Origin of the sequence: Halorarius litoreus, from assembly GCF_024362405.1 — an archaeon.
Lineage (GTDB): Archaea > Halobacteriota > Halobacteria > Halobacteriales > Haloarculaceae > Halorarius > Halorarius litoreus.
This window is the reverse complement of sequence record NZ_CP101454.1, coordinates 14,928-40,810: the sequence shown is the minus strand read 5'-3', so window position 1 is coordinate 40,810 and position 25,883 is coordinate 14,928. Positions and strand designations below refer to the sequence as shown.

General features: G+C 67.2%; 29 protein-coding genes. 18 read left to right on the top strand and 11 right to left on the bottom strand.

Annotation, left to right across the window (positions count from 1 at the left end; translation table 11 throughout):
* Nucleotides 1–43: 43 nt before the first annotated feature.
* Both NL126_RS00235 and NL126_RS00230 read right to left on the bottom strand, forming a co-directional pair.
* Nucleotides 44–1,582, bottom strand: coding sequence for a DUF790 family protein (locus NL126_RS00235; RefSeq protein WP_255196887.1), 1,539 nt, complete (start codon nt 1,580–1,582; stop codon nt 44–46).
* Complete coding sequence (locus NL126_RS00230) at nt 1,582–2,925, bottom strand: DEAD/DEAH box helicase family protein (RefSeq protein WP_255196886.1); 1,344 nt, start codon at nt 2,923–2,925, stop codon at nt 1,582–1,584. Before NL126_RS00230 ends, NL126_RS00235 begins: the two co-directional genes overlap by 1 nt.
* Nucleotides 2,926–3,112: 187 nt before the next feature.
* Here NL126_RS00230 and NL126_RS00225 point away from each other — a divergent pair, with 187 nt between their 5' ends.
* The 7 genes from NL126_RS00225 to dnaK all read left to right on the top strand — a co-directional run bounded on the left by NL126_RS00225 (nt 3,113) and on the right by dnaK (nt 8,456).
* A complete protein-coding gene (locus NL126_RS00225; RefSeq protein WP_255196885.1) occupies nt 3,113–3,823 on the top strand; it encodes a winged helix-turn-helix transcriptional regulator in 711 nt (236 codons plus the stop codon).
* 60 nt (nt 3,824–3,883) lie between these two features.
* Nucleotides 3,884–4,264: a DUF7344 domain-containing protein gene (locus NL126_RS00220; RefSeq protein ID WP_255196884.1), complete on the top strand. Its 381-nt coding sequence runs from the start codon at nt 3,884–3,886 to the stop codon at nt 4,262–4,264.
* Nucleotides 4,261–4,593, top strand: coding sequence for a HalOD1 output domain-containing protein (locus NL126_RS00215; RefSeq protein ID WP_255196883.1), 333 nt, complete (start codon nt 4,261–4,263; stop codon nt 4,591–4,593). The genes NL126_RS00220 and NL126_RS00215 overlap by 4 nt, the downstream gene beginning before the upstream one ends.
* A gap of 101 nt (nt 4,594–4,694) precedes the next feature.
* Entirely contained in the window at nt 4,695–4,877 is a 183-nt protein-coding gene (locus tag NL126_RS00210) for a DUF1328 domain-containing protein (protein ID WP_255196882.1), read from the top strand.
* A 61-nt stretch (nt 4,878–4,938) separates the two neighbouring features.
* Nucleotides 4,939–5,586: a nucleotide exchange factor GrpE gene (locus NL126_RS00205; RefSeq protein ID WP_255196881.1), complete on the top strand. Its 648-nt coding sequence runs from the start codon at nt 4,939–4,941 to the stop codon at nt 5,584–5,586.
* A gap of 61 nt (nt 5,587–5,647) precedes the next feature.
* Nucleotides 5,648–6,439 carry an endonuclease/exonuclease/phosphatase family protein gene (locus NL126_RS00200; RefSeq protein ID WP_255196880.1) on the top strand — a complete coding sequence of 264 codons (792 nt, stop codon included), beginning with the start codon at nt 5,648–5,650 and terminating at the stop codon, nt 6,437–6,439.
* A gap of 133 nt (nt 6,440–6,572) precedes the next feature.
* A complete protein-coding gene (gene dnaK, locus NL126_RS00195) occupies nt 6,573–8,456 on the top strand; it encodes a molecular chaperone DnaK (RefSeq protein WP_255196879.1) in 1,884 nt (627 codons plus the stop codon).
* A 107-nt stretch (nt 8,457–8,563) separates the two neighbouring features.
* Here the strand turns inward: dnaK and NL126_RS00190 are convergent, their stop codons facing one another.
* On the bottom strand, nt 8,564–9,286 hold the full coding sequence (locus tag NL126_RS00190) for a CPBP family intramembrane glutamic endopeptidase (RefSeq protein ID WP_255196878.1): 723 nt from the start codon (nt 9,284–9,286) through the stop codon (nt 8,564–8,566).
* A gap of 472 nt (nt 9,287–9,758) precedes the next feature.
* On the bottom strand, nt 9,759–10,298 hold the full coding sequence (locus tag NL126_RS00185) for a VIT1/CCC1 transporter family protein (protein ID WP_255196877.1): 540 nt from the start codon (nt 10,296–10,298) through the stop codon (nt 9,759–9,761).
* Between the two features lie 83 nt (nt 10,299–10,381).
* On the opposite strand from NL126_RS00185, the gene NL126_RS00180 reads away from it, so the two are divergent.
* Complete coding sequence (locus NL126_RS00180) at nt 10,382–10,810, top strand: universal stress protein (protein ID WP_255196876.1); 429 nt, start codon at nt 10,382–10,384, stop codon at nt 10,808–10,810.
* On the opposite strand, the gene NL126_RS00175 is transcribed toward NL126_RS00180, so the two are convergent.
* The gene (locus tag NL126_RS00175) at nt 10,811–12,577 is read right to left on the bottom strand and encodes a Rieske (2Fe-2S) protein (RefSeq protein WP_255196875.1); all 1,767 of its coding nucleotides are present in this window, start codon (nt 12,575–12,577) and stop codon (nt 10,811–10,813) included.
* 128 nt (nt 12,578–12,705) lie between these two features.
* Here NL126_RS00175 and NL126_RS00170 point away from each other — a divergent pair, with 128 nt between their 5' ends.
* The 3 genes from NL126_RS00170 to NL126_RS00160 all read left to right on the top strand — a co-directional run bounded on the left by NL126_RS00170 (nt 12,706) and on the right by NL126_RS00160 (nt 15,299).
* Complete coding sequence (locus tag NL126_RS00170) at nt 12,706–13,059, top strand: DUF6176 family protein (RefSeq protein ID WP_255196874.1); 354 nt, start codon at nt 12,706–12,708, stop codon at nt 13,057–13,059.
* A gap of 57 nt (nt 13,060–13,116) precedes the next feature.
* On the top strand, nt 13,117–14,268 hold the full coding sequence (gene dnaJ, locus NL126_RS00165) for a molecular chaperone DnaJ (RefSeq protein WP_255196873.1): 1,152 nt from the start codon (nt 13,117–13,119) through the stop codon (nt 14,266–14,268).
* A gap of 470 nt (nt 14,269–14,738) precedes the next feature.
* Complete coding sequence (locus NL126_RS00160; RefSeq protein WP_255196872.1) at nt 14,739–15,299, top strand: DoxX family protein; 561 nt, start codon at nt 14,739–14,741, stop codon at nt 15,297–15,299.
* A 78-nt stretch (nt 15,300–15,377) separates the two neighbouring features.
* On the opposite strand, the gene NL126_RS00155 is transcribed toward NL126_RS00160, so the two are convergent.
* Complete coding sequence (locus tag NL126_RS00155; protein WP_255196871.1) at nt 15,378–15,656, bottom strand: DUF7521 family protein; 279 nt, start codon at nt 15,654–15,656, stop codon at nt 15,378–15,380.
* Entirely contained in the window at nt 15,653–16,021 is a 369-nt protein-coding gene (locus NL126_RS00150; protein WP_255196870.1) for a winged helix-turn-helix domain-containing protein, read from the bottom strand. Before NL126_RS00150 ends, NL126_RS00155 begins: the two co-directional genes overlap by 4 nt.
* 106 nt (nt 16,022–16,127) lie before the next feature.
* Here NL126_RS00150 and NL126_RS00145 point away from each other — a divergent pair, with 106 nt between their 5' ends.
* Nucleotides 16,128–16,835, top strand: a complete 708-nt coding sequence (locus tag NL126_RS00145) for a class I adenylate-forming enzyme family protein (protein WP_255196869.1) — start codon at nt 16,128–16,130, stop codon at nt 16,833–16,835.
* A 4-nt stretch (nt 16,836–16,839) separates the two neighbouring features.
* Here the strand turns inward: NL126_RS00145 and NL126_RS00140 are convergent, their stop codons facing one another.
* Nucleotides 16,840–18,834 carry an AMP-binding protein gene (locus NL126_RS00140; RefSeq protein WP_255196868.1) on the bottom strand — a complete coding sequence of 665 codons (1,995 nt, stop codon included), beginning with the start codon at nt 18,832–18,834 and terminating at the stop codon, nt 16,840–16,842.
* 118 nt (nt 18,835–18,952) lie between these two features.
* Between NL126_RS00140 and NL126_RS00135 the strand changes: the two genes are divergently transcribed.
* Entirely contained in the window at nt 18,953–19,531 is a 579-nt protein-coding gene (locus NL126_RS00135) for a GNAT family N-acetyltransferase (protein WP_255196867.1), read from the top strand.
* Between the two features lie 186 nt (nt 19,532–19,717).
* Here the strand turns inward: NL126_RS00135 and NL126_RS00130 are convergent, their stop codons facing one another.
* Nucleotides 19,718–20,644, bottom strand: coding sequence for a DMT family transporter (locus tag NL126_RS00130; protein ID WP_255196866.1), 927 nt, complete (start codon nt 20,642–20,644; stop codon nt 19,718–19,720).
* Between the two features lie 169 nt (nt 20,645–20,813).
* On the opposite strand from NL126_RS00130, the gene NL126_RS00125 reads away from it, so the two are divergent.
* The 4 genes from NL126_RS00125 (at nt 20,814) to mce (ending at nt 23,939) form a co-directional block, all read left to right on the top strand.
* The gene (locus NL126_RS00125) at nt 20,814–21,302 is read left to right on the top strand and encodes an Lrp/AsnC family transcriptional regulator (protein WP_255196865.1); all 489 of its coding nucleotides are present in this window, start codon (nt 20,814–20,816) and stop codon (nt 21,300–21,302) included.
* 43 nt (nt 21,303–21,345) lie between these two features.
* The gene (locus NL126_RS00120; protein ID WP_255196864.1) at nt 21,346–23,022 is read left to right on the top strand and encodes an acyl-CoA mutase large subunit family protein; all 1,677 of its coding nucleotides are present in this window, start codon (nt 21,346–21,348) and stop codon (nt 23,020–23,022) included.
* A gap of 152 nt (nt 23,023–23,174) precedes the next feature.
* Complete coding sequence (locus NL126_RS00115; protein ID WP_255196863.1) at nt 23,175–23,531, top strand: hypothetical protein; 357 nt, start codon at nt 23,175–23,177, stop codon at nt 23,529–23,531.
* Between the two features lie 21 nt (nt 23,532–23,552).
* On the top strand, nt 23,553–23,939 hold the full coding sequence (gene mce / locus NL126_RS00110; protein ID WP_255196862.1) for a methylmalonyl-CoA epimerase: 387 nt from the start codon (nt 23,553–23,555) through the stop codon (nt 23,937–23,939).
* Here the strand turns inward: mce and NL126_RS00105 are convergent.
* Nucleotides 23,936–24,520 carry an NUDIX domain-containing protein gene (locus NL126_RS00105; protein ID WP_255196861.1) on the bottom strand — a complete coding sequence of 195 codons (585 nt, stop codon included), beginning with the start codon at nt 24,518–24,520 and terminating at the stop codon, nt 23,936–23,938. The genes mce and NL126_RS00105 overlap by 4 nt on opposite strands.
* A gap of 84 nt (nt 24,521–24,604) precedes the next feature.
* On the opposite strand from NL126_RS00105, the gene NL126_RS00100 reads away from it, so the two are divergent.
* A complete protein-coding gene (locus NL126_RS00100; protein ID WP_255196860.1) occupies nt 24,605–25,051 on the top strand; it encodes a VOC family protein in 447 nt (148 codons plus the stop codon).
* Nucleotides 25,052–25,210: 159 nt separating this feature from the next.
* On the opposite strand, the gene NL126_RS00095 is transcribed toward NL126_RS00100, so the two are convergent.
* A complete protein-coding gene (locus tag NL126_RS00095; protein WP_255196859.1) occupies nt 25,211–25,852 on the bottom strand; it encodes an FAD-dependent oxidoreductase in 642 nt (213 codons plus the stop codon).
* Nucleotides 25,853–25,883: the final 31 nt, after the last annotated feature.

The window sequence follows — 25,883 nt, the reverse complement described above, 5'->3', positions numbered from 1 at the left end:
TACGGGTCCCCACCCTGCCGCCCTGTCCCCTCTGTCATCCCTGTCACTTCTCGCGGACGGTGCCACCGTCGAGCCCCTCCCACTCGACGCGGAACCCCAGCCGCGACAGCATCGCGCTCGCGTCGTCGATGCCGTACTCGTCGAAGACAGCCTCGGCGTCGCCGAGGGCCATCCCGGCCTCGATGCGCTCGGTGAGGTCGTCGAGGACGGCCGGCCGGACGAGCGTGCGCCCGACGCGCTCGTGTTCGGGGAAGGATTTGTCCTCGATCGCGGACTCGCTCACCCCGTGGGACTCCGCGAGCGCCGCGAGCGTGACGGCGTCGGCGTCGGGGACGAGTTCGTCGGGGAGGTCGGCAGCCGCGTCCGCCACGAGGTCGGTCTCGTACGCGCGGAGCGCGTCGACGACATCCTTCACCCGAACGCGCCCCGTGTAGGGGATGGCGCCGTCGGTCAATGCCTCGACGTCCTCACCCACACCCAGCGAATCGTCGACTGCGACGAGAAACGCCACGTCTTCGAGGTCGCGGAACCGCGAGAGCTTCTTCGCGACGTACTCGGGGGTCCAGAAGCCCATGATCTCGAAGAACACGCGGAACGGCGCGCCAGTGCCGTCCGCGGTGCCGTCGGCCACGTCGCTCCCTGCCGGCCGCCACTCGAACGCGAAGTCCGGGATGACGACGTGCTCGCCGGCTTCCAGCGGCTCGGGTTCCCGCACGAGTTCCCAGTCGAGGTCGACCGACTGGAACCGGGCGGCGAAGTCGGACTCCACGCCCGAGTCGAACGTCATCTCGCCGACCGGCTCGGTGCCCGGGACCGAGAGGTCCGCGTCAGAGAGCGTGAGAAGGCGGTCGGTCCCGCGGTCGTCGATGGTCGCCTCCAGGGTCCACTCGTCGGCGCCGGCGACCGTCCGGAGGAGCCGCGCGAACCGCGTGCCGTACCGTCGCGAGCGCCGAAACAGCGCGTCCGGGCCGGTGACGACGACCTCGCGACCCTCGGGCGTCTTGCGTATCTCGTACAGCAGGCGGAGTCGCTTTACTGCGGAGACGAGCGCCTTCGGGTCCGAGGAGCGGACCCGGACTTCGGTGGCGTCGAACAGTGCGGTCTGTGCCAGGGAAAGATTGTACTGTTCGACCAGCTGGTCGGGCTCCCACCGCGGCTCGAACGCGGTCAGCGTCTGGCGCGCGTCGAGGTCACCGTACAGTGACGCTTCGAGGTCGTCGACCGTGACGCCGAGCGAGTCGGCCGCCTCGACGAGCGCCGTCTCCCGGTCGGCTTCCGTGACGACGCCGACGGGCTCGGCCGCGCGAAACGCCGCAGTCCGGGCGCGTCGCGGTTCGACCGGCGACGTGGTCTCGAAGGTGGCCTCGCGTTCGAGGAGCTTGGCGAACCCGCGGACGAGCTTGAACTCGTACTCGCCTTCGAGCGCGGAGAGCGCCGCATCGAGGGTCTCGCGCGACTCGCCGACGTGGCCCTGAAACAGTCCGATGAGGCGGGCGGCCAGCTCCTCGGTGGAAGCGTCGACGAACTGCGGATGGTAGCCGCCGCCGGCCCGCGACACGCGGAGGAGGTCCTTCGTGAGCATCAGCGCCTCCGGTCGGCGACCCGTTCTTCGGCCGTCTCCTCGGTCACGACCTCGTACATGACGGCGCGCCCGCCGTCGGCTTTCGGTCGGAGGACGCGGCCCAGTCGTTGCGTGAACTCGCGTTCGCTTCCGGAGCCGGAAAGGACGACGGCGACGTTCGCGTCGGGCACGTCGACGCCCTCGTCGAGCACGTTCGCGGTGACGACCCGCGAGTACGTCCCCTCGCGGAACCGTTCGATAATCTCGCGGCGCTCCGCCGCGCCGGTCTCGTGGGTGATCGCGGGAATGAGAAAGCGCTCGGAGAGGCGGTAGACGAGGTCGGTGAACGCCGTGAAGACGATGATGCGGTCGTCGCGGTGGCGGTCGAGGATCCGTTCGAGTTCCTCGACCTTCGCGTCGGCGTTCATCATCACCTCGCGGGCGCGCTGCTTCGCGAGCAGCGCCTTCCTGGCGCGCGGGTCCGTCCCCGAGCGCATCACGAGTTCCTGATAGTCGGCGCCCGACGTGAGCCGGATGTTCGAGGTGGCGAGGTAGTCCGTGAACGTTCCCTGGTGCTCCTCGTAGCGCTCGCGTTCCTCGGGTGAGAGCGACACCTCGACGCGCTTGATGTCGTAGGGCGCGAGGTGGTCGCCCGCGAGGTCGTCGACGGTGAGGTCGTACACCTTCGGCCCCACGAGTTCCTCGATGACCTCGTGGGCGCCGTCGGGGCGCTCGAACGTCGCCGTGAGCCCGAGTCGAGCGGGCGCGGCGAACAGTCGGCCGATGTCGCGGTAGCCCTCGCCGCCGAGGTGGTGGACCTCGTCGAAGACGACGAGGCCGAACCGGTTGCCGAGTTCGTCCGCGCAGAGGTACGCCGAGTCGTAGGTGGCGACGGTGAGCGGTTCGACCCGCTGTTCGCCCCCGCCGAACTGTCCAATGGGGACGTCGAACTCGGTCTCGAGTTCGCGGCGCCACTGGTTCAAGAGGTCGATGGTCGGGACGACGACGAGCGTCGCCGTCTCCAGGCGTTCGATAGCAGCGATTGCGATGACGGTCTTCCCGCTCCCGGTGGGGAGTTCGAGGACGCCCCGATGGTCGTTGTCGGCCCACGCGTCGAGCGCGGCTCGCTGGTAGTCGCGGAGGTCGTACGACGAGGCGAGCGCCGGCACCTCGGGGCAGTCGAGCACCCGGTCGTCGACGTCCACGTCGAGGGGGCGGAGTGCGCTCCGCAGGTTGGCGTAGTGGAACGCAGGGGCCCGCTTCGATTTCGAGCGGGGGTCGGCCTCGACTCCGGGGAGGGGAACGCCGGGGTCCCCGTCGACCCGAATCGTCCCCTCGTCGTACGTGAGCGTCACCGCTGGCACACCCGGATTCGAACGCCGTCCGGTATAAGTCCGCCGTCATCTCGGGTCCCGCCTCACCTTGGGTCGTGGCCAGTCGGTCAGTATCTGGAAGCGAAGCCGCGAGTTCAGATATATGCCGTGACGGAATACGCGGTGACGGGTGCACCAGGCCCACGCCGAGTGGGTTCGGGCTGGGGCCCACGTGTCAATGACGCTCCCACACCGGTTGCTCGTGGTGGTCGTGGTCGTCGCGTTGCTCGGGACGACGGCGACCGCGGTCACCGCGACGACAGGTATCGCACCGTCGACCGATTCGTCCGTGGCGACGTCGGACCACGGGGGGCAGTTCCCCACGTCTGCCGACAGCGTCGCGGACCTCCTGGTCGACCGAACGGTCGAGACCGCCGAAGCGGTCGACGACCCACGAGTGCTGGTGGCGCTGCTCGGCTACAGCCGGGTCGAAGACTCGGACCCGATGGACCACGAGACGCGGCGCGCCATCTACGAGACCGTCGTCTCGACGCCGGGCATCCACCTCGCCGGCGTCGCCGACCGCATCGGCGTCCCGGCCTCGACCGTGACGTACCACAGTCGAGTGTTACACGACGAGGGGCTGCTCGACGTCCGTCGGATGCGAGGTCGCACGCGACTGTATCCGGTGTCGCTGGCGGCCGAGTCAGCCGCACTCGACGCAGCGCTCGCGGAGACGTCGACCGCGGCGGTCCTGCTGGCGGTGAAGCGACTCGAGCCGGCGAGCGTCCGCACGCTGGCGGACGAACTCGACCGGGCGGCGAGCACGGTCTCACACCACCTCGGCCGACTGGCCGACGACGACCTCGTCGTCCGTGAACGCGACGGCGAGGCGGTGGTGACCTCGCTCGCGCCGACGGTTCGCGAGACACTGGCTGCGCGGAACTGACCCTTTCGACGGTTCCGCCAGAACCCCTTTCTTCGCGGTCGAGAACTCTCGGCCGTAGGAATGAGTCACGAGCCACGAGCCGACGACGAGTCCACCGCCGACCAGCCACGACCAGCCACCACAGCAGCGTGTTTCGACCTGCTCGGCCGCTGGGAGCGGCGGTTCGTCCTGGTGTACCTCTCACGTGCGGCCGAGCCCGTGACGCTCGATCGCCTCGCCGACGCGCTGGCGGCGACCGACGACGGGCTGACCGTCGAGGACGCTCGGCTCCAGCTGTACCACCTCCACCTCCCGAAGCTCGCGGCTGCGGGAGTGGTGGTGTACGACCGGACGGCCGAGACAGTAGTGGTGTCCGCAGCATCGTCGGAGCCGGGCGCGACCGCCAGTCGCGTCGCAGTCGCCGTCAGCGAGTTGCGGGCCCGGTCGGAGAGCCACGGGTGACGCTCGACCGCCCACCGAGTGGCCTCCCGGTCGCCGGGCTTCGGCTGGGGAGCGACGAGCGACTCGTCGTCCGGTTCGACGCGACGACGCAGTCCTACTGGGCGACGTTCGACTCCGCGACGATTCGGCCCTCCACGGTCCTCCCGCTGTTCGTCGCCCGCGTCCGGCGGACCACCGTCGACGCGCTCGCGCCACTGTTCGAGGCTGTCGACCCCGATGCCCTCGACGCGCTTTGCCGGGGCGACGAGCGCACGCAGATCGCGTTCCGCTACACTGGGCTCCCCGTCGCCGTTTGGACCGATGGGGTGGTGCAGGTCGACGCGGGCTGACCTGTGCGCTGCGTCCCAGTCCTCGATTCGCGAAGTACGTCTGTCTTTCTCGCGATTACGTGGCTTCTAACAATCACCCCGGCGGCTGAACGGTGTAGTACATGTTCCCCCTGGTTCCGCTCCAGTTCAGTGGTGAGTTCCTCCAGTACGCTATCGTGTTCTTCGTGCTCGCGATTCTCGCGGCGCTCGTCGGTGCGCGTGGCATCGCCGGCATCACGATGGAGATCGCACGGCTGTTCGTGCTGCTGTTCATCGTGCTGGCGGTCATCAGTCTTCTGCTGTAGCCGACGGCGAGCCGCGAGCGGTTTCTACAACCTTATACAGCGCGACTCCCTTCGTTCTCCCATGAGCGAGAACGAGGGTGTCGACGCCGAGGTGACCGTCGAGGACGACGGCGCGGCGGCCGCCGACGCCCAGTCGCCGACGGACGGGGCGACGCCCGACGAGACGCTCGAACCGGACGCAGAACTGGTCGACCGACTCGCCGACCAGCCGCCCGAACAGGTCGCCCGTGAGGTAGCCGCGCTTCGCGAGCGCGTCGAGACGCTGGAGGCCGACCTCGACGCCGAGCGCGAGACGGTCGAGGAACTCGAATCCAAACTCAAGCGCAAGCAGGCCGACTTCCAGAACTTCAAGAAGCGCCAGCAGAAGAAGCTCGAGGACCAGCAGCGCCGCGCGACGGAGGACCTCGTCGAGCGCCTGCTCGAGGTGCGTGACAACCTCGTCCGCGCGCTCGAGCAGGACGAGGGTGCAGACATCCGCGGCGGCATCGAGACCACCCTCCGGCAGTTCGACCAGGTACTCGACGCCGAGGACGTCGAAGCCATCGAGCCCGAACCGGGCACCGAGGTCGATCCCGTGCGCCACGAGGTGCTGATGCGCGTCGAGAGCGACGAAGACGAGGGGACCGTCGCGGACATCCACCGCCCCGGCTACGAGATGGCGGGGAAGGTGCTGCGCCCGGCGCAGGTCACCGTCGCCGACGACGAGTAGCCGCCTCGCGTCCGAGTCGCGCGTGGAGTAGCCTTTTCTCGCCGCTGGACGGACGCCGTGTATGCGTGGCTCACCGGCCGACCGGCTCCGCGTCGCGACGTACAACATCCGGTACGCCAACCTCGACACCGGGCCGCGTGCGTGGGCGGAGCGCCGCGATGGGGTCGCGGCCGCCATCGCCCTCCACCGTCCCGACCTCATCGCAGTACAGGAGTGCTGGCTCGACCAGTTGCCCGACCTCCGTGAGCGATTGCCCGAGTACGCCTGGGTCGCGCACGTCGCCGGGAACGGTGAACACACGCCCATCGGCTTTCGTTCGAGTCGACTTGACCTGCTCGACGAGGGGCAGGTTGGGCTCTCGCCCTCGGGTGACGTGGGTAGCGTCGGCTGGGACGCCGCGCTCGCGCGCTTCTGCACGTGGGCACGGTTCCGCGACCGCCGGACTGGTACCGAGTTCGACTGCCAGAACGTCCACTTCGACCACGAGGGGCAGGTGGCGAGACGCGAGAGCGCCCGGCAGGTGCGCGATCGGACCGACAACGGGCCGACGCTCGTCCTCGGTGACCTGAACGCCCCGCCCGCATCCGGGCCGTACCGGCTCCTGGCCCGTGACCTCGACGACGCGCGACGCGCGGCCGCCCAGCGGTTCGGGCCCGGCGGGACGTTCGTCGGGTTCGGCGGCGAGGGGTTCGACGAAGCCGGTCCTCGCGACGACCAGCCGCGGCTCGACTACGTCTTCGTCTCCGGGTTCGCGGTCGACCGGTACGCGGTCTCGACGCTCGCGGATGCGACCGGTCGCTACCCCTCCGACCACCTGCCCGTGGTGGTCGACCTGTCGGTCGCGGCTGAGTAGCGGTTCTGTTTAAGGGTAGCGGTCAAGCCAACCGGCCGATTCGAAAACCGCCCGACTGCACCGCCTCGCCGAGAAGCGTGTGTCGCCCTATCTAGCAACTTTTAACCGATTCTGACCAGTAGGGTCGGGCAAGATGGCGAGCAACAAGATTCTCGGTATCGACCTCGGTACCACCAACTCCGCGTTCGCGGTGATGGAGGGGGGCGACCCCGAGATCATCGTCAACGGTGAGGGCGACCGGACGACGCCCTCCGTCGTCGCGTTCACCGACGACGGCGAGCGTCTCGTCGGGAAACCGGCGAAGAACCAGGCCGTCCAGAACCCCGAACACACCATCCAGTCCATTAAGCGCCACATGGGCGAGGAGGGCTACTCGGTGTCCATCGAGGGCGAGGACTACACGCCGGAGCAGATCTCGGCGATGATCCTCCAGAAGATCAAGCGCGACGCCGAGGAGTACCTCGGTGACGATATCGAGAAGGCGGTCATCACCGTCCCGGCGTACTTCAACGACAAGCAGCGACAGGCGACGAAGGACGCCGGGGAGATCGCCGGCTTCGAGGTCGAGCGCATCGTCAACGAGCCGACCGCCGCGTCGATGGCGTACGGGCTGGACGACGAGTCCGACCAGACCGTCCTCGTCTACGACCTCGGGGGCGGGACGTTCGACGTCTCCATCCTCGATCTGGGTGGGGGCGTCTACGAGGTCGTCGCCACGAACGGGGACAACAGCCTCGGTGGCGACGACTGGGACCTGGCCATCATCGACTACCTCGCCGACGAGTTCGAGGCGGAACACGGCATCGACCTCCGCGAGGACCGGCAGGCGCTCCAGCGGCTCAAAGATGCGGCCGAGGAGGCCAAAATCGAACTCTCCTCGCGGAAGGAGACGACCATCACGCTCCCGTTCATCGCCGCGGACGACTCGGGGCCGAAGGACCTCGAACAGAAGATGACGCGCGCGAAGTTCGAGTCGCTCACAAAGGACCTCATCGACCGCACCGTCGAGCCGACGGAGCAGGCCCTCCAGGACGCGGGCTACTCGAAGGGCGACATCGACGAGGTCATCCTCGTCGGCGGCTCGACCCGGATGCCGCAGGTCCAGGAGAAAGTCGAGGAGATGACCGGCCAGACGCCGAAGAAGAACGTCAACCCCGACGAGGCCGTCGCGCTCGGCGCGGCCATCCAGGGCGGCGTCCTCTCCGGCGACGTCGACGACATCGTCCTGCTCGACGTCACGCCCCTCTCGCTCGGTATCGAGGTGAAGGGCGGGCTGTTCGAGCGACTCATCAACAAGAACACGACCATCCCGACCGAGGAGTCGAAGATCTTCACCACGGCCGCCGACAGCCAGACGCAGGTGCAGGTCCGCGTGTTCCAGGGTGAGCGCGAGATCGCCAACGAGAACGAACTGCTCGGCGAGTTCCAGCTGACGGGCATCCCGCCGGCGCCGGCCGGAACGCCGCAGATCGAGGTCGGCTTCAACATCGACGAGAACGGTATCGTCAACGTCGAGGCCGAGGACAAAGGTTCAGGAAACGCCGAGTCCATCACCATCGAAGGTGGTGCGGGGCTCTCCGACGACCAGATCGAGCAGATGCAGCAGGAGGCCGAGGAGCACGCCGAGGAGGACAAGCAGCGCCGCGAGCGCATCGAGGCCCGCAACGAGGCCGAGAGCGCGGTCCAGCGGGCGAACACGCTCCTCGAGGAGAACGAGGAGAACATCGACGAGGACCTCCAGGCCGACATCGAGGAAGCCATCGAGGACGTCGAGGAGACCCTCGAAGACGAGGACGCCGAGACCGAGGAGCTCCAGCAGGTCACCGAGGACCTCACGAAGCAGCTCCAGGAGATCGGCAAGCAGATGTACGAGCAGCAGGCCCAGCAGCAGGCCGCCGGTGGCGCTGGCATGGGCGGCATGGGCGGTGCCGGTCCCGAAGGCGCGGCGGCCGACGGTGAGGGCGAGGAGTACGTCGACGCCGACTTCGAGGACGTAGACGACGAAGACGAAGCGTAGCGAGTCCTCTTCGTCTGGACGTCAGAGCTTGCTCTGACGGGTTCCCGAAACGCGAGCAGCGTGGGGTTTTCGAGGGGGCAGTTCTGTTGAAATCCGCTGGAGTTGCCTCACGGATTGGCGGGGGCTGGGGGGTGAGGAACTTCGGGCGCAGCCGTCAGTGTCTTGCGTCCCCAGATCGCGACTATCACCCCAGCGAGGACGAACCAGAGGCCGTAATAGGCGGGGTCCGGTACCACGATGACCTCTGCGGTGAAGTTCACCCACCCGTGTAGAACGATGATACCGAGGATACTGCGCTCCGTGTTATTGTAGATCCACGTAAATGCGACAGAGAGCACGACAATCCCGGTCATGACCAACCAAAATCCCGTGGTCGCGAACCCGACCGCGTCGTGTTGGAACGACCCCTCGATGAAGAACAGGGGGAGGTGCCAGAGAGCCCAGACCACGCCCAGGATCAGACTCGCGCTCAACGCAGACACCTTCAGTTGCAGACGGTCTAACGCGTAGCCTCGCCAGCCTAACTCCTCCAGAATCGGGGGGAGGGTCGCGAAGAACAACGCCGGGAGGATGGCGAGGGGATTCACGCCGAACTGGGTCACACCTTCACCCCACGATGGGCCGGGCCCACCGAGGAGTAGATCGACGACGCCAGCGAGAACGCCAACACCGAAGGGTACCAGCAGAATCACGACGAGCCATCGCAATCCGACGCGCCGGGGGTTTCTCACGCGGTTCCAGAAGTCGCTTCGTCCGCGTTCGTCGTAAACGAGATAGACGAACGCGATGCCGGTAACGCCTGGGACGGCAAGTCCGACGAGGAGTAACACAAGTCAGATCGCACTATCGAACCGTAGGCCGAGAGCGATCGCTGGAAGCCAGAAGGCCCACGTCCCAGCCACCGCGACAACGAGGTATATCCACCACCGGCCGAGCCCATCGGGGTTCTCCGTACGTGCATGGTTTGGAGTTGCCATGTATGATAATCGATACGTTGAGCGATAATCACGCGAGTTGAATTCCGACGGGCAGGATTTACCACCTCGGGAACCGAGGGGAAACGCCTCGTATCGGGCGACTCGACAGCCCTTGGTGCACAGACACGAGTGCTGGCACATGGGGGAAATTGGCATCTAAAAATGACAATTTACATGTACTATCGTGCGAGTGGTGTACTTCTCGACTGGAGATAGGGTCGATTGGCCAATGCTGCATGGAGGGTGCGAGTCGGTCACGAGCGGGTGGTCGAAAACGAACCGACTGGATCGTTCTTCGGCGGCGGGCATCAGAGAAGAAACCCCCCTACGCCAGCCCCTTCAGCAAGTCCCCCACCACGAACGCGACGGTCGCGGCGGCCATCCCGACGACGAACATCTCGGCCCCGTTTCTCCACCAGCGTCGATCCGTGACGAGACTCCGACTCGCGCCGACGAGGAAGAACGTGATGCCGGTGACAACCACGGAGAGCCGGAAGCCGTCGGGGAGGCCGAGGATGTACGGGATGAGCGGCGCCCAGCCCGCCACGACGAACGCGAGGAACGTGACGAGCGCCGTCTTCCAGGCGTCCTTCCCGTCTGCGTTCCCCGACGCAGCCCCACGCCGTGCCTCCTGATAGTCCTCCTCGGAGCGGCGGCTGAGGTAGTTGCTCATCCCCATCGAGAAGCCGTCAGCGAAGAGGTTCGCCGCACCGAGGATGAGGACGATAGACGGGCTGAGCGCCGCCCCGGCGACGCCCGCGACGACGGCGAACGTCGTGACGATCCCGTCGTTCGCCCCGTAGATGACCTCCGCGAGGTACTTCCCGGAGTCGTCCACGTCGTCACCCAGCAGCTGTTCGAGCATCGTGCCGGGAAGGGCAATCCCCACGGGTTTAGGCCAATCGGTGCCGGCGGTGTGTTTACGGTCTCTCCCGTCGAACTGTCAGCATGGCCGAACGAATCCTGGTCCCGTACGACGGCTCGGCGCTGTCCGCGCGCGCGCTGGAGCGAGTGGCGACGAAACACCCCGACGACGAGGTCCACGCGCTCTACGTCATCGACCCGGTCGGGGGGGTCTACGAGGGCGAGGCGCACGGCCTCGTCGACGGCGAGCAGTGGTACGAGAACGCGAAGTCGGTCGCGGAGTCGGCGCTCGCGGACGCGAACGCACTCGCCGCGGACCACGGCATCGAGCTGACGACGGCCCACGAGGTCGGCAATCCGCACCGCGTCATCCTCGACTACGTCGACGAGCACGACGTCGACCACGTGGTGATGGGGAGCCACGGCCGCAGCGGGGTGTCGCGACTCCTGCTGGGGAGCACCGCCGAACGAGTGATGCGACAGAGTCCGGTACCGGTGACGGTCGTTCGCTGATTACTCGGCCTCGTGGAGTTTCTCGCCGCGATGGAGCCGTGTCGCGATGGAGAACGTCTGCTCGTTCGAGCGGCGCGTCGGGAAATGCGCGGCCATGTAGCGGGCCGGCGCCATCAGACAGAGGCGACGCTCCCAGTCGTCCGCTGCCTCGTCGAACCGGGCAAAGTGCCCCTCGACGTTCTGCAGCGTGTGGAAGTTCGCGTCCTCGCGCAACAGGCCGCGACCCATGACGCGCTTCAGGTCCTCCGGGTCGCCGCCCGCGTCGAAGTGCTCGCTGACGAGGGTCGCGGCGCGGTTGACCTGCCCCTGCTCGTCGAAGCACGCGAGGAGCTCCTCGCGGATGTCGGCGGGGTCGCGGTCGGACTCGCCCGGCTCTGGAAGCGGTGCCTGCGGACTGTTGAGGAACCGGTCGAGATACACGCTCATGGCCGCGTCGAAACAGCCCCGATACAGTTCGACTGCGTCGGTGCGCTGGGTCGCCTCGTAGACGGCGTTCGCGTAGCTGAACGTGTGGTGGACGGTGTTCCAGTCGGCGAACTCGTTGTTGGTGGCGAACCACGCGACTCTCCGGGTCGCAGCCCGAACCACGGCGTCGGCGAGTTCGGTCTGGGTGGCGCCCTCGCGGATGGCGTCGGTGAGCGCGTCGATGATGTGTTCGGGGTCGTCCACGAGCAACTCGTCGACGAAGCCCTCGGGTTCGTTCCATTCCGTGCCCTCGCCCGCAGCCACCAGGTCCGGCAAGCGGTCGTGGGCGTCGAAGACGAGGTCGGCGATGTCGACGGGGTTGCGCCACGACGACAGCTCCTCCGAGCGCGTGGCGTCGGTGAGCTGTTCGACCGTCGAGGCGAGCACCTTCGCGGCGTTCGGGTCCTCGTCGTCACCCTGTCCGTGCCAGCCGATGTGGTCGAGCGTCGTGAACGCCTTGTTGAGGAAGTCGACCGTGTGGCCGGCGTTGAGGTACAGCGAATCCGTCGCCGCCGCAAAGACGATCTCCGCGACCTCCTCGGGGTCGAGACACGCAACTGCGGTGAGGAGACACCGTTCGGCCCCATCTGCGTCACGAACCTCGACGCTCTCGCGGAACCAGGACTTGAGCCGGTCCTTCGACAGGTCGCGGTTGTCGAACGCGTACTGCTGGAACCGTGGGGGCTCCCCCGCACAGTCGTCCGCGACGTCGCGGACGCCCATGAACATCGCACGGCGCTTGTCGCGGCCGCCGACCTCGGCGTAGAGATTCGCCATGCAGCCGAGGGTAGTGAGCCCGCGACCCCACCCTGATGCACGATACTTCGTCCCGAAGTTCACGGCCGTCTCGATGGGCGTGTGGAACCCCTCGCCCGCTTCGTCTAGGCCGATGACGGCCTTCGCCATCACGAGGTTGAGGTTCTCGTGGAGGCCGTCGGCCAGCCGGTTGCGCCAGTGGACGTTCGGTGGGACCGTCTGGGGTGGGTCGGGGTCGATGAAGATCTCATCCCCTCTGACCTCGACCGGGAACGTCTGGACGTCGTCGGCCCACGGGTCGAACGTATCGCCCTCCTCCAACTCGAAGCGAGCGTGGTGCCAGTGGCAGGTGAGGACGCCCTCTTCGACGGTCCCCCGCGTCAGGGGAAAACCCATGTGTGGACAGCGGTTGTCGACGGCGTACACCTCGCCCTCGTGGTAGAAGAGGGCGATTGCACGACCGTTCTCGGCGACGACGGTTCGCCCCTCGGCTTCGAGGTCGGCGAGGGACGCGACGGGAACCATGGCGTCGGGTTCGGTTGCCATGTGTGGGTGTCGGTCTCTCGCGTACTTGGGCGTTCCCTGAAACGGGGTTTTGTACCGAACGTGATACGTTCGTGCGGGAGCGTGCCGGCCACCCGAGTTACTTTCACCCACCCGCGTGAGCGTCCGGTATGGATGTCGTCCTGACGAAACAGCCCATCGCCGAGGGACAGACCGAGCGCGCACGAGCACTCCTGCAGGACCTCCAGGGCGTCGACGACGAGGACGCTGCGATGGACATCATCGACCGCGAGGGCGTCTACACGGAGTCGGCGTTCATCTGGACCCACGAGGGGACCGACTACATCCTCACGTACATCGAAGCCGAGGACGCCGGGCGCGTGAAGGAGGTGTCTGACGAGGTGCGGGCGGCCGCCGACCACGCCTTCATCGAGGAGTTGAACGCCGTCGTCGCCGGACCACCCGAACTGGTGGACGCCGAGCCGCTGTACCACGTCGTTCACCCCGACCGGCCACGAACCTGACCTCGCGAGTCCGACCCGTTCCTTTCAAGCCTCTCGACGGATTACGGCCTACAACGAATGAGCGAGGACTTCTACGAGGTGCTGGGGGTCTCGCGGGACGCCTCAGAGGACGAGATCAAGCAGGCGTACAGAGAGAAGGCACGCGAGTACCACCCGGACGTCTCCGACGATCCGAACGCCGAGGAGAAGTTCAAGAAGGCGAAGAAGGCCAAGGAGGTGCTCACCGACGACGAACAGCGCCAGATGTACGACCAGATGGGACACGAACGGTTCGAACAGGCCGAGAAGCACGGCGCCACGGGCGGCGGCGCCGGCGGCTTCGGTGGCATGGGCGGCCAGGGCAACCCGTTCGGCGGCGGTGGCGGCATGGGCGGCATGAACGACATCTTCGAGCAGTTCTTCGGCGGGGGCGGTCAGCGCGACGGTCCCCGACAGGGGCAGGACCTCAAGACGCGGATGTCCATCACGCTCGAAGACGCCTACGACGGGCTCACCCGCAACCTCACGGTCACCCGGCCGGAGACCTGCCCGGACTGCGACGGTGCGGGCCACCCCGCCGACGCGGACGCCGAGACCTGTCCGGAGTGTGGCGGGCAGGGCCAGCAGACGCGCGTCCAGCAGACGCCCCTGGGCCGGGTCCAGCAGACCCAGACCTGTCGCCGCTGTGAGGGCGAGGGCACCCTCTACTCGGAGACCTGTTCGACCTGTCGCGGCGACGGCCGCGTCCAGAACGAGGCGACCCTACAGGTCGACATCCCCGCCGGGATTCAGGACGGCCAGACGCTCCGGATGAACGGCGAGGGCGCCCCCGGTGAGCAGGGCGGGCGGAACGGCGACCTGCTCATCGAAATCGTCATCGAGGACCACGAGGAGTTCGAGCGCGACGGGGACGACCTCCGGTACACGACGGCGGTGTCGTTCCCGCAGGCCACCTTCGGCGACACCATCGAGGTGCCGACGCTCGACGGGAGCGTCGAGATGACCCTCGACGCCGGCACCCAGTCGGGCGAGGTCTTCAGACTGAAAGGGAAGGGGATGCCCCGGCTTCGCCGGCGTGGCCACGGCGACCTCTACGTCCAGGTGCAGGTCGTCACCCCCACGGACCTCAACGAGGAACAGCGCGAGGCGCTCGAAGCGTTCGCGGAGGCCGGCGGCGAGGAGATCGACGTCGGCAAGGGGTTCTTCGAGAAGATCAAGAACTCCTTCTAATCCACTTTCGTACCTCCTTCGCAGGCCTTCGGTCCCGCGCTGCTCGCGGATGCTCGTGGTCACTCCACCAGCGCCAGTCCGCCACGCGATGGCCCCGTACTCGGTGGGGCCGGCCACGTCGGTCCGCCCGGTGTTGGCCGCGTCGTGGCCGAACGCCGGCCACCCCGCTATAGCGGCTCGCTCCTGTGTGGTGTCGGGCGTACCGGGGTCGCCCTCCCCGAGACCACCACAGCCGGCCAGCCCACTCGCGAACAGTGCGACACCAGTACCGAGGAGCGCTCGCCGCGTACGAGGGTGTCGCATGGGTCAGATGGGTTGTGGCACGCTCCTGAAGCTTCTCCCGGCTGTTGCCGGACGTTGATGCGTGCGAACACGGCTCGCGACTTCGTCGTCGCGGTTCTCACGCCCTGAGAACCATATTTCTTATATATTCTCTCTGGGGGCGTCTCTGAGGATGTAAGGTGAGCACAATGGCAACTACCACTTCCCCCAACGTCTTCGAGAGCCGTGTCGGCGGTATCACTGTGCGCGGCCAGGCCCACAGCCTCTCCGCGTGGTTCGTCCTCGCGCTCCGGCTCATGATGGGCCTCGCGTTCCTGAACGCAGGGCTGTCGAAACTCCTCGCCGCCGAGCCGTTCTCGGCTGCGGGCTACCTGCAGTTCGGCGTCAACCCCGCGAGCCCGCTCGCCGGGATGTACGCGTGGATGGCTGCGACCCCGTGGTTCGTCTCGTTCGTGGACATCGCCGTCCCGTTCGGCCAGGTCGCCATCGGGCTGGGCCTCATCGTCGGCCTGCTGACCCGCCTCGCGGCGTTCTTCGGCGCGATGATGATGTTCATGTTCTACTTCGGGAACTGGAGCGTCGAACACGGGCTCATCAACGGTGACTTCGCGTACATGCTGGTGTTCCTCGCCGTCGCGGCGTTCGGCGCGGGCCACATCCTCGGCCTCGACGCGAAGGTCGAGCAGATCAAGCTCGACGGCGTCCCCCTCATCGAGAAGTACCCCCGGCTCAGCTACATCCTGGGCTGAGCGGGTCTCGCGGTTTTCTTTCGAAGTTCCCTTCTTCCGTGGTTCGTGTTTTCGAGTCTCGGTACCCGTCTCGAGTGGCTACTCCACGTACAGCGAGTAGAGAATGATGAGGAAGCCCGTCGCGGTGAGGGCACTCTCGAGGACGAACACCCAGATCATCTCCAGCCCGAGAAGCTGGTCCGCGCCGCCCGACAGCAGGGTCCCGAAGGTGACGACGGCGAAGCCGGCCGCGAGTGCGCCGAGCGGCCGCGCGCGGGTTCGTCTGTAGGCGCTGTACGCGTAGTAGGTGATGAGTCCGCCGACGACGAGCGTCACCGTCTTCAGCGCGAGCAGCAGTGTGGTCCCCTGGCTCGTCATACCTCGTTCCGCACCTCCGACCAGAGCGTCTCCAGTCTGGCCTCCGGGACCTGTGGCCGGGCGACGTTCACACCGAGCTGGCTCTCCTCGTGGAACTCGACGAGCACCGACTGGAAGTCCGTCCGGTAGTGCGTCGTGTGGTGGCCGTCGCGTCGGACCTCGGTCGCGGTCGTGACCAGCGACGCCTCGGCCAGCCGGTCGAGCTTCCGGTAGGTCGTCGACAGCGGGACCGAACACGCCTCGGAGACTTCGGTGGCGGTCATCGGCTCGGTCAACTCCTCGACGATGCCCCGACAGGTCTCGTCGTCGAGCGCGTCGAGCACCGTTTCGAGGTCCGGCTCGGGCTCGGAGTCCCGCAAGCGCATACACGAACTCCCCCGCCCGGTCATTTAGCATTACCGGCAATTCGACACACATTGCCACCACACGGAGTCGCACGATTGATGGCTGTACCGCCCCGACGTACGCACGATGGACGTACTCGGTGACGTGGTCTCGCGCGCACGACGCGACGAACTCGCCGATGCGGTCGCGTTCCGCCACGCACCGACCGGTCGTCACGTCGACTACCGTCGGTTCTGTACGACGGCGTGGAAGGTCGGTAACTTCCTCCGCAACGAGGGCGTCCGCGGCGGGATGGACGTGACCGTCGCCGCGGAGCCGACGACAGAGACGGTCTGGACGCTCTACGGCGCGGGACTGCTCGGGGCCACGGTCGACTTCGGGGCGGTCCACGACCGGACGAAGGCGCTCGTCGCGCCTGCCGACCGACTCGACGACTACGGCGCCGGCCCCCGGACCCGCCAGATCGCCTACGGTGCGGAACACGCGAACCCCGCGGTCGCGTACTTCGAACGGGACGTCTGGAGCGAGAACCCGACCGAGCCGCCGGACCGCATCGCCCCCGAGGGCTCGCTGCTTCGCGTGGCTGACCGGACGTACTCGCACGGTGCGATTCTGACGGCGGCACGCGGCGTCGTCGACCGCTACGACCTCGACGACACGAGTGCGGTGGTCGTCCGCGAGCCACTCGCTCACCCTGGCGTCGTCGCCGCGGGCTTCGTCGCGCCACTCGTCGCGGGTGGAACGGTCGTCGTTCCCGACGCCGAGACGGTGGGCGACCTCGCAATCGGCGACGGGCCCGAGCCGCGGACCATCGCCCCCGACGACGTGTTCTGAGTGGTTAGCGCGCGTCGTCGAGGTCTTCGAGCGCGCCGGGGTTCTCGATGGAGGACATGTCGCCGAGGTCCTCGCCGGTGTAGGTGGCCTGGACCGCTCGCCGGATGATCTTCCCCGACTGCGTCTTCGGGAACTCGTCGACGAACAGCACCTCTCGCGGGCGGAACGGCTTGCCCAGTTCTTCGCCGACCAGCTCCCGTACCTCCTGTTTGAGGTCGTCGGTCTCTGCGACGCCGTCCTCGACGATGACGTAGAGGACGACTGCCGTCCCGGTGGTGTCGTCGGGGACGCCCACGGCGGCGGCCTGATTGACGTCGTCGTGTTCCATCGCCGCGCCCTCGACTTCGGCGGGGCCGACCTTGCGGCCGGCGACGTTGAGCGCGTCGTCCGCTCTCCCATGCAGGAACCAGAAGCCGTCTTCGTCTTTCTGTGCCCAGTCGCCGTGGTCCCACATATCGTCGAACGACGACCAGTATTCCTCGAGGTAGCGCTCGTCGCCCGACCAGAGTGATTTGGTCATCGAGGGACACGAATCGCGGGCGACGAGGAAGCCGCGTTCGTGGGTGTCCGCGATGGACTCGCCCGAGGAGTCGACGATGTCGATGTTCATGCCGAGCCCGGGGCCGCCGAGCGTGGTGGGCTTGAGCGATTGAATGGGCATGGGCATGAGGAAACACCCACAGATCTCGGTCCCGCCGGAGATGTTGATGATGGGTGCCTCACCGCCGCCGACGTGCTCGTAGAACCACTGCCAGGACTCGGGGTCCCACGGCTCGCCGGTCGAGCCTAACAGCCGAAGCGAGGAGAGGTCGTAGCCCTCCAGCCATTCGTCGCCTTTCTTGCGGAGGGCTCGGATGGCAGTGGGGGAGATGCCGAACTGGGTGAGTTTGTGGCGGTCGATCATCGCCCAGAAGCGGTCGGGTTCGGGGTAATCCGGCGCCCCCTCGTACATGAAGATGGTGCCGCCGAAGGTGTGATTTCCAATGAGGGTCCACGGCCCCATCATCCAGCCGATATCCGAGACCCAGAAGAAGCGGTCCGAGGGTTTGAGGTCGAATCCGAAGTAGAGCTCCTTGGCACACTGCATCTGGACGCCGGCGTGGGTGTGGACGATGCCCTTCGGTTTCCCAGTCGTTCCCGACGAATAGAGGAGCATCGACTCCTGGTCCGAATCGAGTTCCTTCGTGTCGTAGGCGTCGTCCTGCGATTCGACCGCGTCGGCCCACCACGCGTCGCGGCCGTCGGTCCACGGGATGTCCGCGCCGAGTCTGTCGAAGACGACGACGTTCTCGACGTCGGTGTCGGCGTCCGCGATAGCCTCGTCGGCGGTGCCCTTGAGCGTGATTTCGCTCCCGCGGCGGTAGAAGCCGTCACCCGTGAAGAGGACGGAGCACTCGGGGTCCTCCAACCGAGTTGCGGTGGCGTCGACGCCGAAGCCGGAGAAGATGGGGACGGCGATGGCCCCGACCTTGAAACAGCCGTAGAGGATGGAGACGACTTCGGGGACCATCGGCATGTAGAGCCCGACGGTGTCGCCGGTGCCGACGCCCACGGATTCGAGGTAGTTCGCGACTTTGTTCGACTGGCGAGCGAGTTCGTGGTACGTGACCTCGCGGACCTCACCGTCCTCGCCCTCCCAGATGGTCGCGACTTTGTTGCGCGTCTCGCTGTCGAGCGCGGCGTGACGGTCCACGACGTTGTGTGCGAGGTTGATGCTTCCTCCTTTGTACCATTCGTCGAACTGCGGGCCGCGGGTGCGGTCGCGGATGGTGTCATAGGGTTCGTAGAACTCGATGCCGAGGTAGTCGACGAGTTCGTCCCAGAACCAGTCGACGCCGCTGGCGTCGACACCCTCGACCTCCTGTGTCGTGCGCTCGACGAGTTCGTCGTAGTCGTCGATGTCGTACGCCTGCATGAACTGCCAGACGTTGGTCGATTCGACGAACTCTCGCGAGGGCTCGTGGACGATGCGGTCGATGTCCGCCAGCGAGTCGGTCATACGTGGATAGTCAGAACGCCACACAATCAACGTTGCCCGTAACATGTGAAGGTGAAGACGGGGCTGTCGGCCGTCCGTCGCACGAGGGCTTTTGAACGCCGGGGTCGTACACCGAACCATGTACGTCCGGGACGCGCGCAACCGCGACGAGGCCTGGCTCCTGGACCAGATCGAGGCCATGGGGCTCGACGAAACGGCCTTCCGGTCGCGCGATTACGTCATCGCCATCGACGACGAGTCGAACGCCAAGGCCGGATTCGGGCGCTTCCGGATCCACACTGGGGACCCCGACTACTGTGAGTTGACGAGCATCGGTGTCCTCGACGCCTGGCGCGGGCAGGGCGTCGGCGCGCACGTCATCGAACGCCTCCTCCGGAACGCCGACATCGACGAGTTCGACGAGGTGTACTCGCTCACTCCCGTGCCCGACTACCTCGCACAGTTCGGGTTCCGACCCATCGACGCGGACGCGCTCGGCGAGCAACTCCAGGAACGCCTCGAGGAGAAGCAGGCCGACAGCGACGAGGAGATCATCCCGATGGTCATCGACCCCGCGCGGTTCCGGATGCCCGACCGGCTCCGCGAGCGGTTCAAGCGCGCCCACGAGGCCGTCACCGAGGAGCCAGCGGACACGGAGTCGCCCGAGGACTTCGGTATCGACCCCGACGAGGCGACGTACAAGTACGATACGGGGTAAGCAGCACACTCGTTCAGCCGTCGAGCGCCCGCCACTCCGAGAGCGGCACGTACCCGATGTTGGGTCTGGGGGCGACCGACAGGTCGGCAATGAGTTCGAGCAGGTTCCCGTCGAGGTCCTCGAAGAAGACGACCGTATGTCGGTCCGTCGCGTAAGCGTTCCGTCGGGGTCAGGTCGCCCGCAGTGTCACGCTCGCGTGCGCCGGCCGCGGCCGACGACATCGAGCAGCGTCTCGTACTTCACGAGCGCGAACCCTGCGGCGACGAGTGCGAACCCGATGACGGCGCTCGTCGAGGGGACGTAGCCGAACAGCGCCCACGAGAGCGCCGCGGCCGCGACGGGCTCGGCGTAGCCCACGAGACTCGCCTGCGTCGCGCCGATGGAGTCGAGCAGCCGGAAGTAGAGGAGGAACGCCACCACACCGGGACCGACGACGAGGAACGCCAGCGCTCCGAGCGCCGCGGGCGAGGCGGCGAGCGTCTGTGGCTCGCCCCACGCGAGGCTCCCGCCGTGGAGCACACCCGCACCGAGCAGCATCCCCCAGCCCTGGAGCGCCCCCATCGGGAGGCGGTGGTCGAGCTTGCGCAGGAGGACTGACCCGAGGGCCCACACCACCGCCGCGGCGAACACGAGCGCGACACCGTCGACGGGAAGCCCTCCCGAAGAACCCGGGGCCGTGATGACCACGACGCCGAGGAACCCGAGGACGACCCCGCCGTAGCCCGCGGGGTGGAGCCCCTCGTCGTCGAGCAGGAGCGTGGCCATGAGCGCGGTCAAGACGGGGAGGAGCGCGATGATAGCCGCAGCGACCGCGCCGGGCACCGTGGTCTGGCCCACGTACAGGAGCGCGTGGTGGCCGGCGATGAGCAGACTCCCCACCAGCGCGACGGCGAGGAAATCGTGGCGCGTGCGCGGGAGCCAGCGGCCGCGGAGCGCGGCCCACCCCAGCACCAGCAGGCCGGCGAGGTCGTAGCGGACGGCGGCGAACAGCAGCGGCGGGAGCTCCTCGACGCCGGCCTCGATGGCGACGAACGACCCGCCCCAGAGCGTGGCGAGTACGACGAACGCGAGCAGTTCTGTCGGAAGTTTACTCCAACTGAATCGGGCGAACATGGTTTCTGATTCAATCAAATAGCTCTGGAGTTGTTAAGTCCTTCTACAACGGCTCGGCGTGTGGTTGCCTGTCGTTCGACGAGCCGTACCGTTGGTCGGACGTGGTTCGGGTCGGCCACGGGGCCGTCGAAGGCGGTGGAGTCTTGGGGCTCGCGGTGGAGGGTCCGGCATGGACGAGCGCGACGTCCGCATCCTGAAAGCCATCGCGGACCTGGAGACCGGGAGCCCCGAGGCGCTGCACGAGGCGACGGACATCCCCGTCTCGACTATCCACTACCGGCTGAACAACCTCCGCGAGGCGGGCGTCATCGAGAACGACCTCTACGACTTCGACCTCGACGAACTCGGACTGGGCGTGACGGTGCTGGTGGAGGTGTTGGCCGACTACTCGGGCCACCACGAGGCGGTCGCCGAGGCTATCCTCGGCATCGAGGGCGTCACGCACCTGTTCTCGACGATGGGCGAGACCGACTTCGTCGCGGTCGCCCAGCTCCCCGGCGACGACACGGTGGGCGACCTGCTGCGCGACTTCGAGGAGGTCCCCGAAGTCGAGCGGACGAACTCCACGTACGTCATCGACACGCTGTACGAGGACGACCGGGCGCTCTCCTCGTACTCGGTGGAATCGCTGCTCGCGGCACTTGTCGACGACGACTAACCGCTCGCCAACATTCAAGCGCCCCCGCCGGGAAGAACCGGGTATGTACGACGACGACGATCTCGCCGAGATACGCGAGGGCCGGGAGTCCTGGGCGGAGGAGACGTACGGCCCCACCGTCGACCGGTTCGGCGAGCGCAAAGACGAGTTCACGACCGACACTGGCGGCCAGGACGTGAAGCCGCTCTACACCCCCGAGGACGTGGCCGACCTCGACTACGACGAGGACATCGGGTTCCCCGGTGAGGCGCCCTACACGCGCGGCGTCTACTCCACGATGTATCGGGGCCGGCTCTGGACGATGCGGCAGTACGCCGGGATGGGGACCGCCGAGGAGACGAACGAGCGGTTCCACTACCTCATGGACCAGGGGCAGACGGGGCTCTCGATGGCGTTCGACCTGCCGACGCAGATGGGGTACGACTCGGACGCGGCGATGGCACAGGGCGAGGTCGGGAAGTCGGGCGTCGCCATCGACTCGCTCGACGACATGGAGACCGTCTTCGAGGGCATCCCGCTCGACGAGGTCTCCACGTCGATGACCATCAACGCGCCCGCCTCCATCCTCCTCGCCATGTACATCGCCGTCGGCGACAAGCAGGGCGTCGAGCGCGAACAGCTCCGGGGGACCATCCAGAACGACATCCTGAAGGAGTACATCGCACGGAACACGTACATCTTCCCGCCGCGGCAGTCGATGCGGCTCATCACGGACATCTTCGAGTACGCCGCCGACGAGGTACCGAACTTCAACACCATCTCCATCTCCGGGTACCACATCCGCGAAGCCGGCTCGACGGCGGCCCAGGAGATCGCGTTCACCCTCGCCGACGGCCTCGAGTACGTGGACGCGGCCATCGACGCGGGGCTCGACGTCGACGAGTTCGCCCCGCAGTTGAGTTTCTTCTTCGCCTCCTACAACAACATCCTCGAGGAGGTCGCGAAGTTCCGCGCCGCCCGCCGCCTCTGGTACCGCCTGATGGAGGAGCGGTACGGCGCCGAGAAGCCCGGCTCCAAACAGCTGAAGTTCCACACACAGACCGCTGGCTCGACGCTCACGGCCCAGCAGATCGAGAACAACGTCGTTCGCGTGGCGTATCAGGCGCTCGCTGCGGTGCTGGGCGGGACCCAGAGTCTCCACACGAACGGGAAGGACGAGGCGCTGTCGCTCCCCACCGAGAAGTCCGTTCGGACGGCGCTCCGCACGCAGCAGATTCTCGCACACGAGTCTGGTGCGGCGGACACCATCGACCCACTCGCGGGCAGCTACTACGTCGAGGCGCTCACGGACGACCTCGAAGCGGAGGCCCACGACATCCTCGACGAGATCGACGAGCGTGGCGGGATGCGAAAGTCGGTGGAGAACCAGTGGGTGCAGGGGCAGATTCAGGACGTGGCGTTCGAGCGGCAGCGTGAAATCGAGACGGGTGAGCGGGTCATCGTCGGCGTCAACGAGTACACCGTCGACGAGGAGCCCGCCGAGGACATCGAGGAGGTCTCGGAGGAGGACCAACGACGGCAGCGCGAGCGACTCTCGGACGTGAAAGCGGCGCGTGACGACGAGGCTGTCGACGCCGCACTCGCCGCGCTCGAGGACGCCGCCGAGGGTGAGGAGAACGTGATGCCGTACATCGTGGACGCCGTCAAAGCGTACGCGACGACGGGCGAGATTTCGAACACCCTTCGGTCGGTGTTCGGCGAGCACGGCGCCGGCCTCTGAGCGCGCAGGAGCTCGACACCCGGTTGTTTCCACCCCGGCATCCGTGGAACGTGCGGGAGGGTCGGACTGGCGTCTGCCACCTGGCAGACACGAGCGGACGCTTCGACCGGTTTGTCAGTAAACGGTTATACCCCGTGGCCAAACGCTCACCCATGGAACAGCACCTGGACGCGCAGGCGGTGTACCCCCTGTACGATCCGTCGGCCGCCGACGTACTCGACTACGCCAGCATCGCCGAGGAGGCACTCGGGCGCGGTGCGTACGGTCGGTGCGCGGAGGCGCTCGTGCAGGGCGCGCGGTGTGTGGCTGTGCTCGGCCAGCGCCAGACGGACGACCACCTCCACGTCGCGATGCGGTCGCTCGCCGACGCGGTCGACCGGGCGAAGGCGGCCCTCGCCGACGATTCCGACGCAGTCGCTCCGACCAAGAACGCCATCGCTACGCTCCGGCGGACCGTCGAGAGCGTCGACGACGGGGCTGGTGCGACGGCCGGACGCTGGTATTTATAGGCCGCCGGTCGAAGCCCGGCTATGCACTTCGACCACGCCGGCATCGCCACGACCGAGTCCGACTCGCTCGTCTTCCTCTTCGAGGACCTCCTCGGCGCGACGGTCGCTCACGAGGAGATCTTCGACGGGATGCGGGTCACGTTCCTCGACCTCGGGAACGGCTATCTCGAACTCCTGGAACCCGAGTTCGGTGAGGGAACTATCGCGAAGTACCTCGACCGGAACGGCCCGGGCATCCACCACCTCGCCTTCGCCACCGACGACATCGAGGCCGCCCTGGAGACGGCCCGCGAGCGCGGGGTCGACCTCATCGACGAGGAGCCACGCACTGGCGCGTGGGGGCACGATGTGGCGTTCCTCCACCCCAAATCGACCGGAGGCGTGCTCATCGAGTTCGTCGAGCACTAGCTGGGTGGCCACTCGTCCCACCCGAACGGGTCGTCCGCGAGGTTCGGATGCAGGTCGGGGAGTTCGTGGAACCACGCCGCGCCGTTTAGCTCCGACTCCATCACGTCGATGCTGCCGCCGACAGCCCTCGCCAGGAACGTGACCCACAGCGTGTGGATCTCGTCGCCAGTCTCGGCGCAGGTGAACACGACGTTGTCGACGTGCCGACAGTCGAGGACCTCGCACTCGACACCAGTCTCCTCCGTGACTTCCCGGACGGCCGCGTCCTCGTACGTCTCACCGTTCTCGCGCCCACCCCCCGCTGGTCCCCAGCCCTCGTTTCCCCGACCCAGCCCCAGCAGGACGCGGGGGTACTGCTCGTCGAGTTCCTCGGGGTCGGGCATCGAGTGGGAGAGCGCTGGCGGCTCCTCGCGGACGACCCAGGCGTAGCCCCCGCCGGTGTAGCCGTCGCGGGCGAGGTCTGCGAAGTCGGCGAACTCGTCGGCGTCGAGCGTTCGACGCTCGGTGTCGACCGTGGGGTCGTACTCCGTACACAGGCGTGTCAGTCGACGCTCGACGTCGGCAGCGTTGTGGGTGACCATTGGGACCGTCGTCCAACGCGTACGCGGGCAAAAACGGTTCGATTCGACCGGAACGGTCATCCAGCTGTCCGGTGACTGACCTGTATGACGCATCCTCCCGGCCCCGCACCGGCCGACCATCCGTCCACCCCGGTGAAGGCACTCGGCGAACTCGCGCTCCGGACCGAGAACCTCGACGAGATGGTCACCTTCTACCGCGACGTGGTCGGCCTGCACCCGATCGAGGTGGGCGAGACGAACGCCTTCTTCTCACTCGGCGAGAGCTACGGCGGGCACGCCGCGGTGTTCGTGCTGTTCGACCGCACTGGGAGCGAGGGATACACAGCCGTTGACCAGCGACACACGTCGTTCGACCACCTCGCGTTCACGGTCGCTCCTGAGGATTTCGACAGCGAGGCTGCGCGACTCGAAGCCGCGGGACTCGACCTGGATTTCGCCTACCACGACTGGGTCCAGTGGCGGTCGCTCTACTTCGACGACCCCGACGGCAACCGCGTGGAGTTCGTCTGTTACGACCCGAAGGACGCGTAACAGAGTGCGTACGCCGAGCGACCGGAGGGAGCGAGGCGTTTCACCGAACACGAGGCGAAGCCGAGCGTTCGGCCTTTTGGCATGAACGGGTTTTCGCCGAGTGGTTCCCGGAGGGAGCGGAGCGACCGAGGAAACCCGAGGCGAAAAGAGGTTCGGCGTTCAGCCGAAGCTCTCGACCTTCGCCCCCGTCGTCGAGCCGCCCGCGGCCTCGACGGCCTCGGTGGCAAGGTCGATGAAGTCGGCGAAGCCGTAGACGAACAGCTGCTGGGCGTCGTCGTACACCTCGGCGACCGCGCCGGCGACGGCGTCCTCGTCGGCGAGGACGAACACCTGGCCGCCCGCCGAGGAGACTCCCGCGAGTCGCTCCTCGTGCATCGGCGCCTCGTCGAGGTAGACGACGGCGACGTCGTGGCCGTCGGCGAGCGCGGCCTCGGCGATGCCCACCGCAGGACCGACGCCCGGTCCGCCAGCGAGCACGAGCACGCGCTCCTCGCCCTCGTAGAAGTCCGAGCCGAACGGGCCGGTGATCGTCACGGTGTCGCCGGGCTCGATGTTCACCAGATACTCCGAGAACGCTCCGCCCTCCTCGGGGTCGTAGCTGATAGTGAGTTCGAAGCTCCCCTCGACGTCCGGCGAGGAGATGGTGTAGAACCGGGACTCGTCGTCGCCGTCGACGGTGGCCGTGAGCTTGACGAACTGTCCGGGGTTCGCCACGAAACCGTCGGGGGTTTCGAGGTCGAGTGCGACCGCGTCGGGGCCGACCTCCCGGACGGCCGCGACGCGCGTATCGGTGGGGTCCATGTCGGGTGGTGGGGCCGTCCGGTGAAAGGCC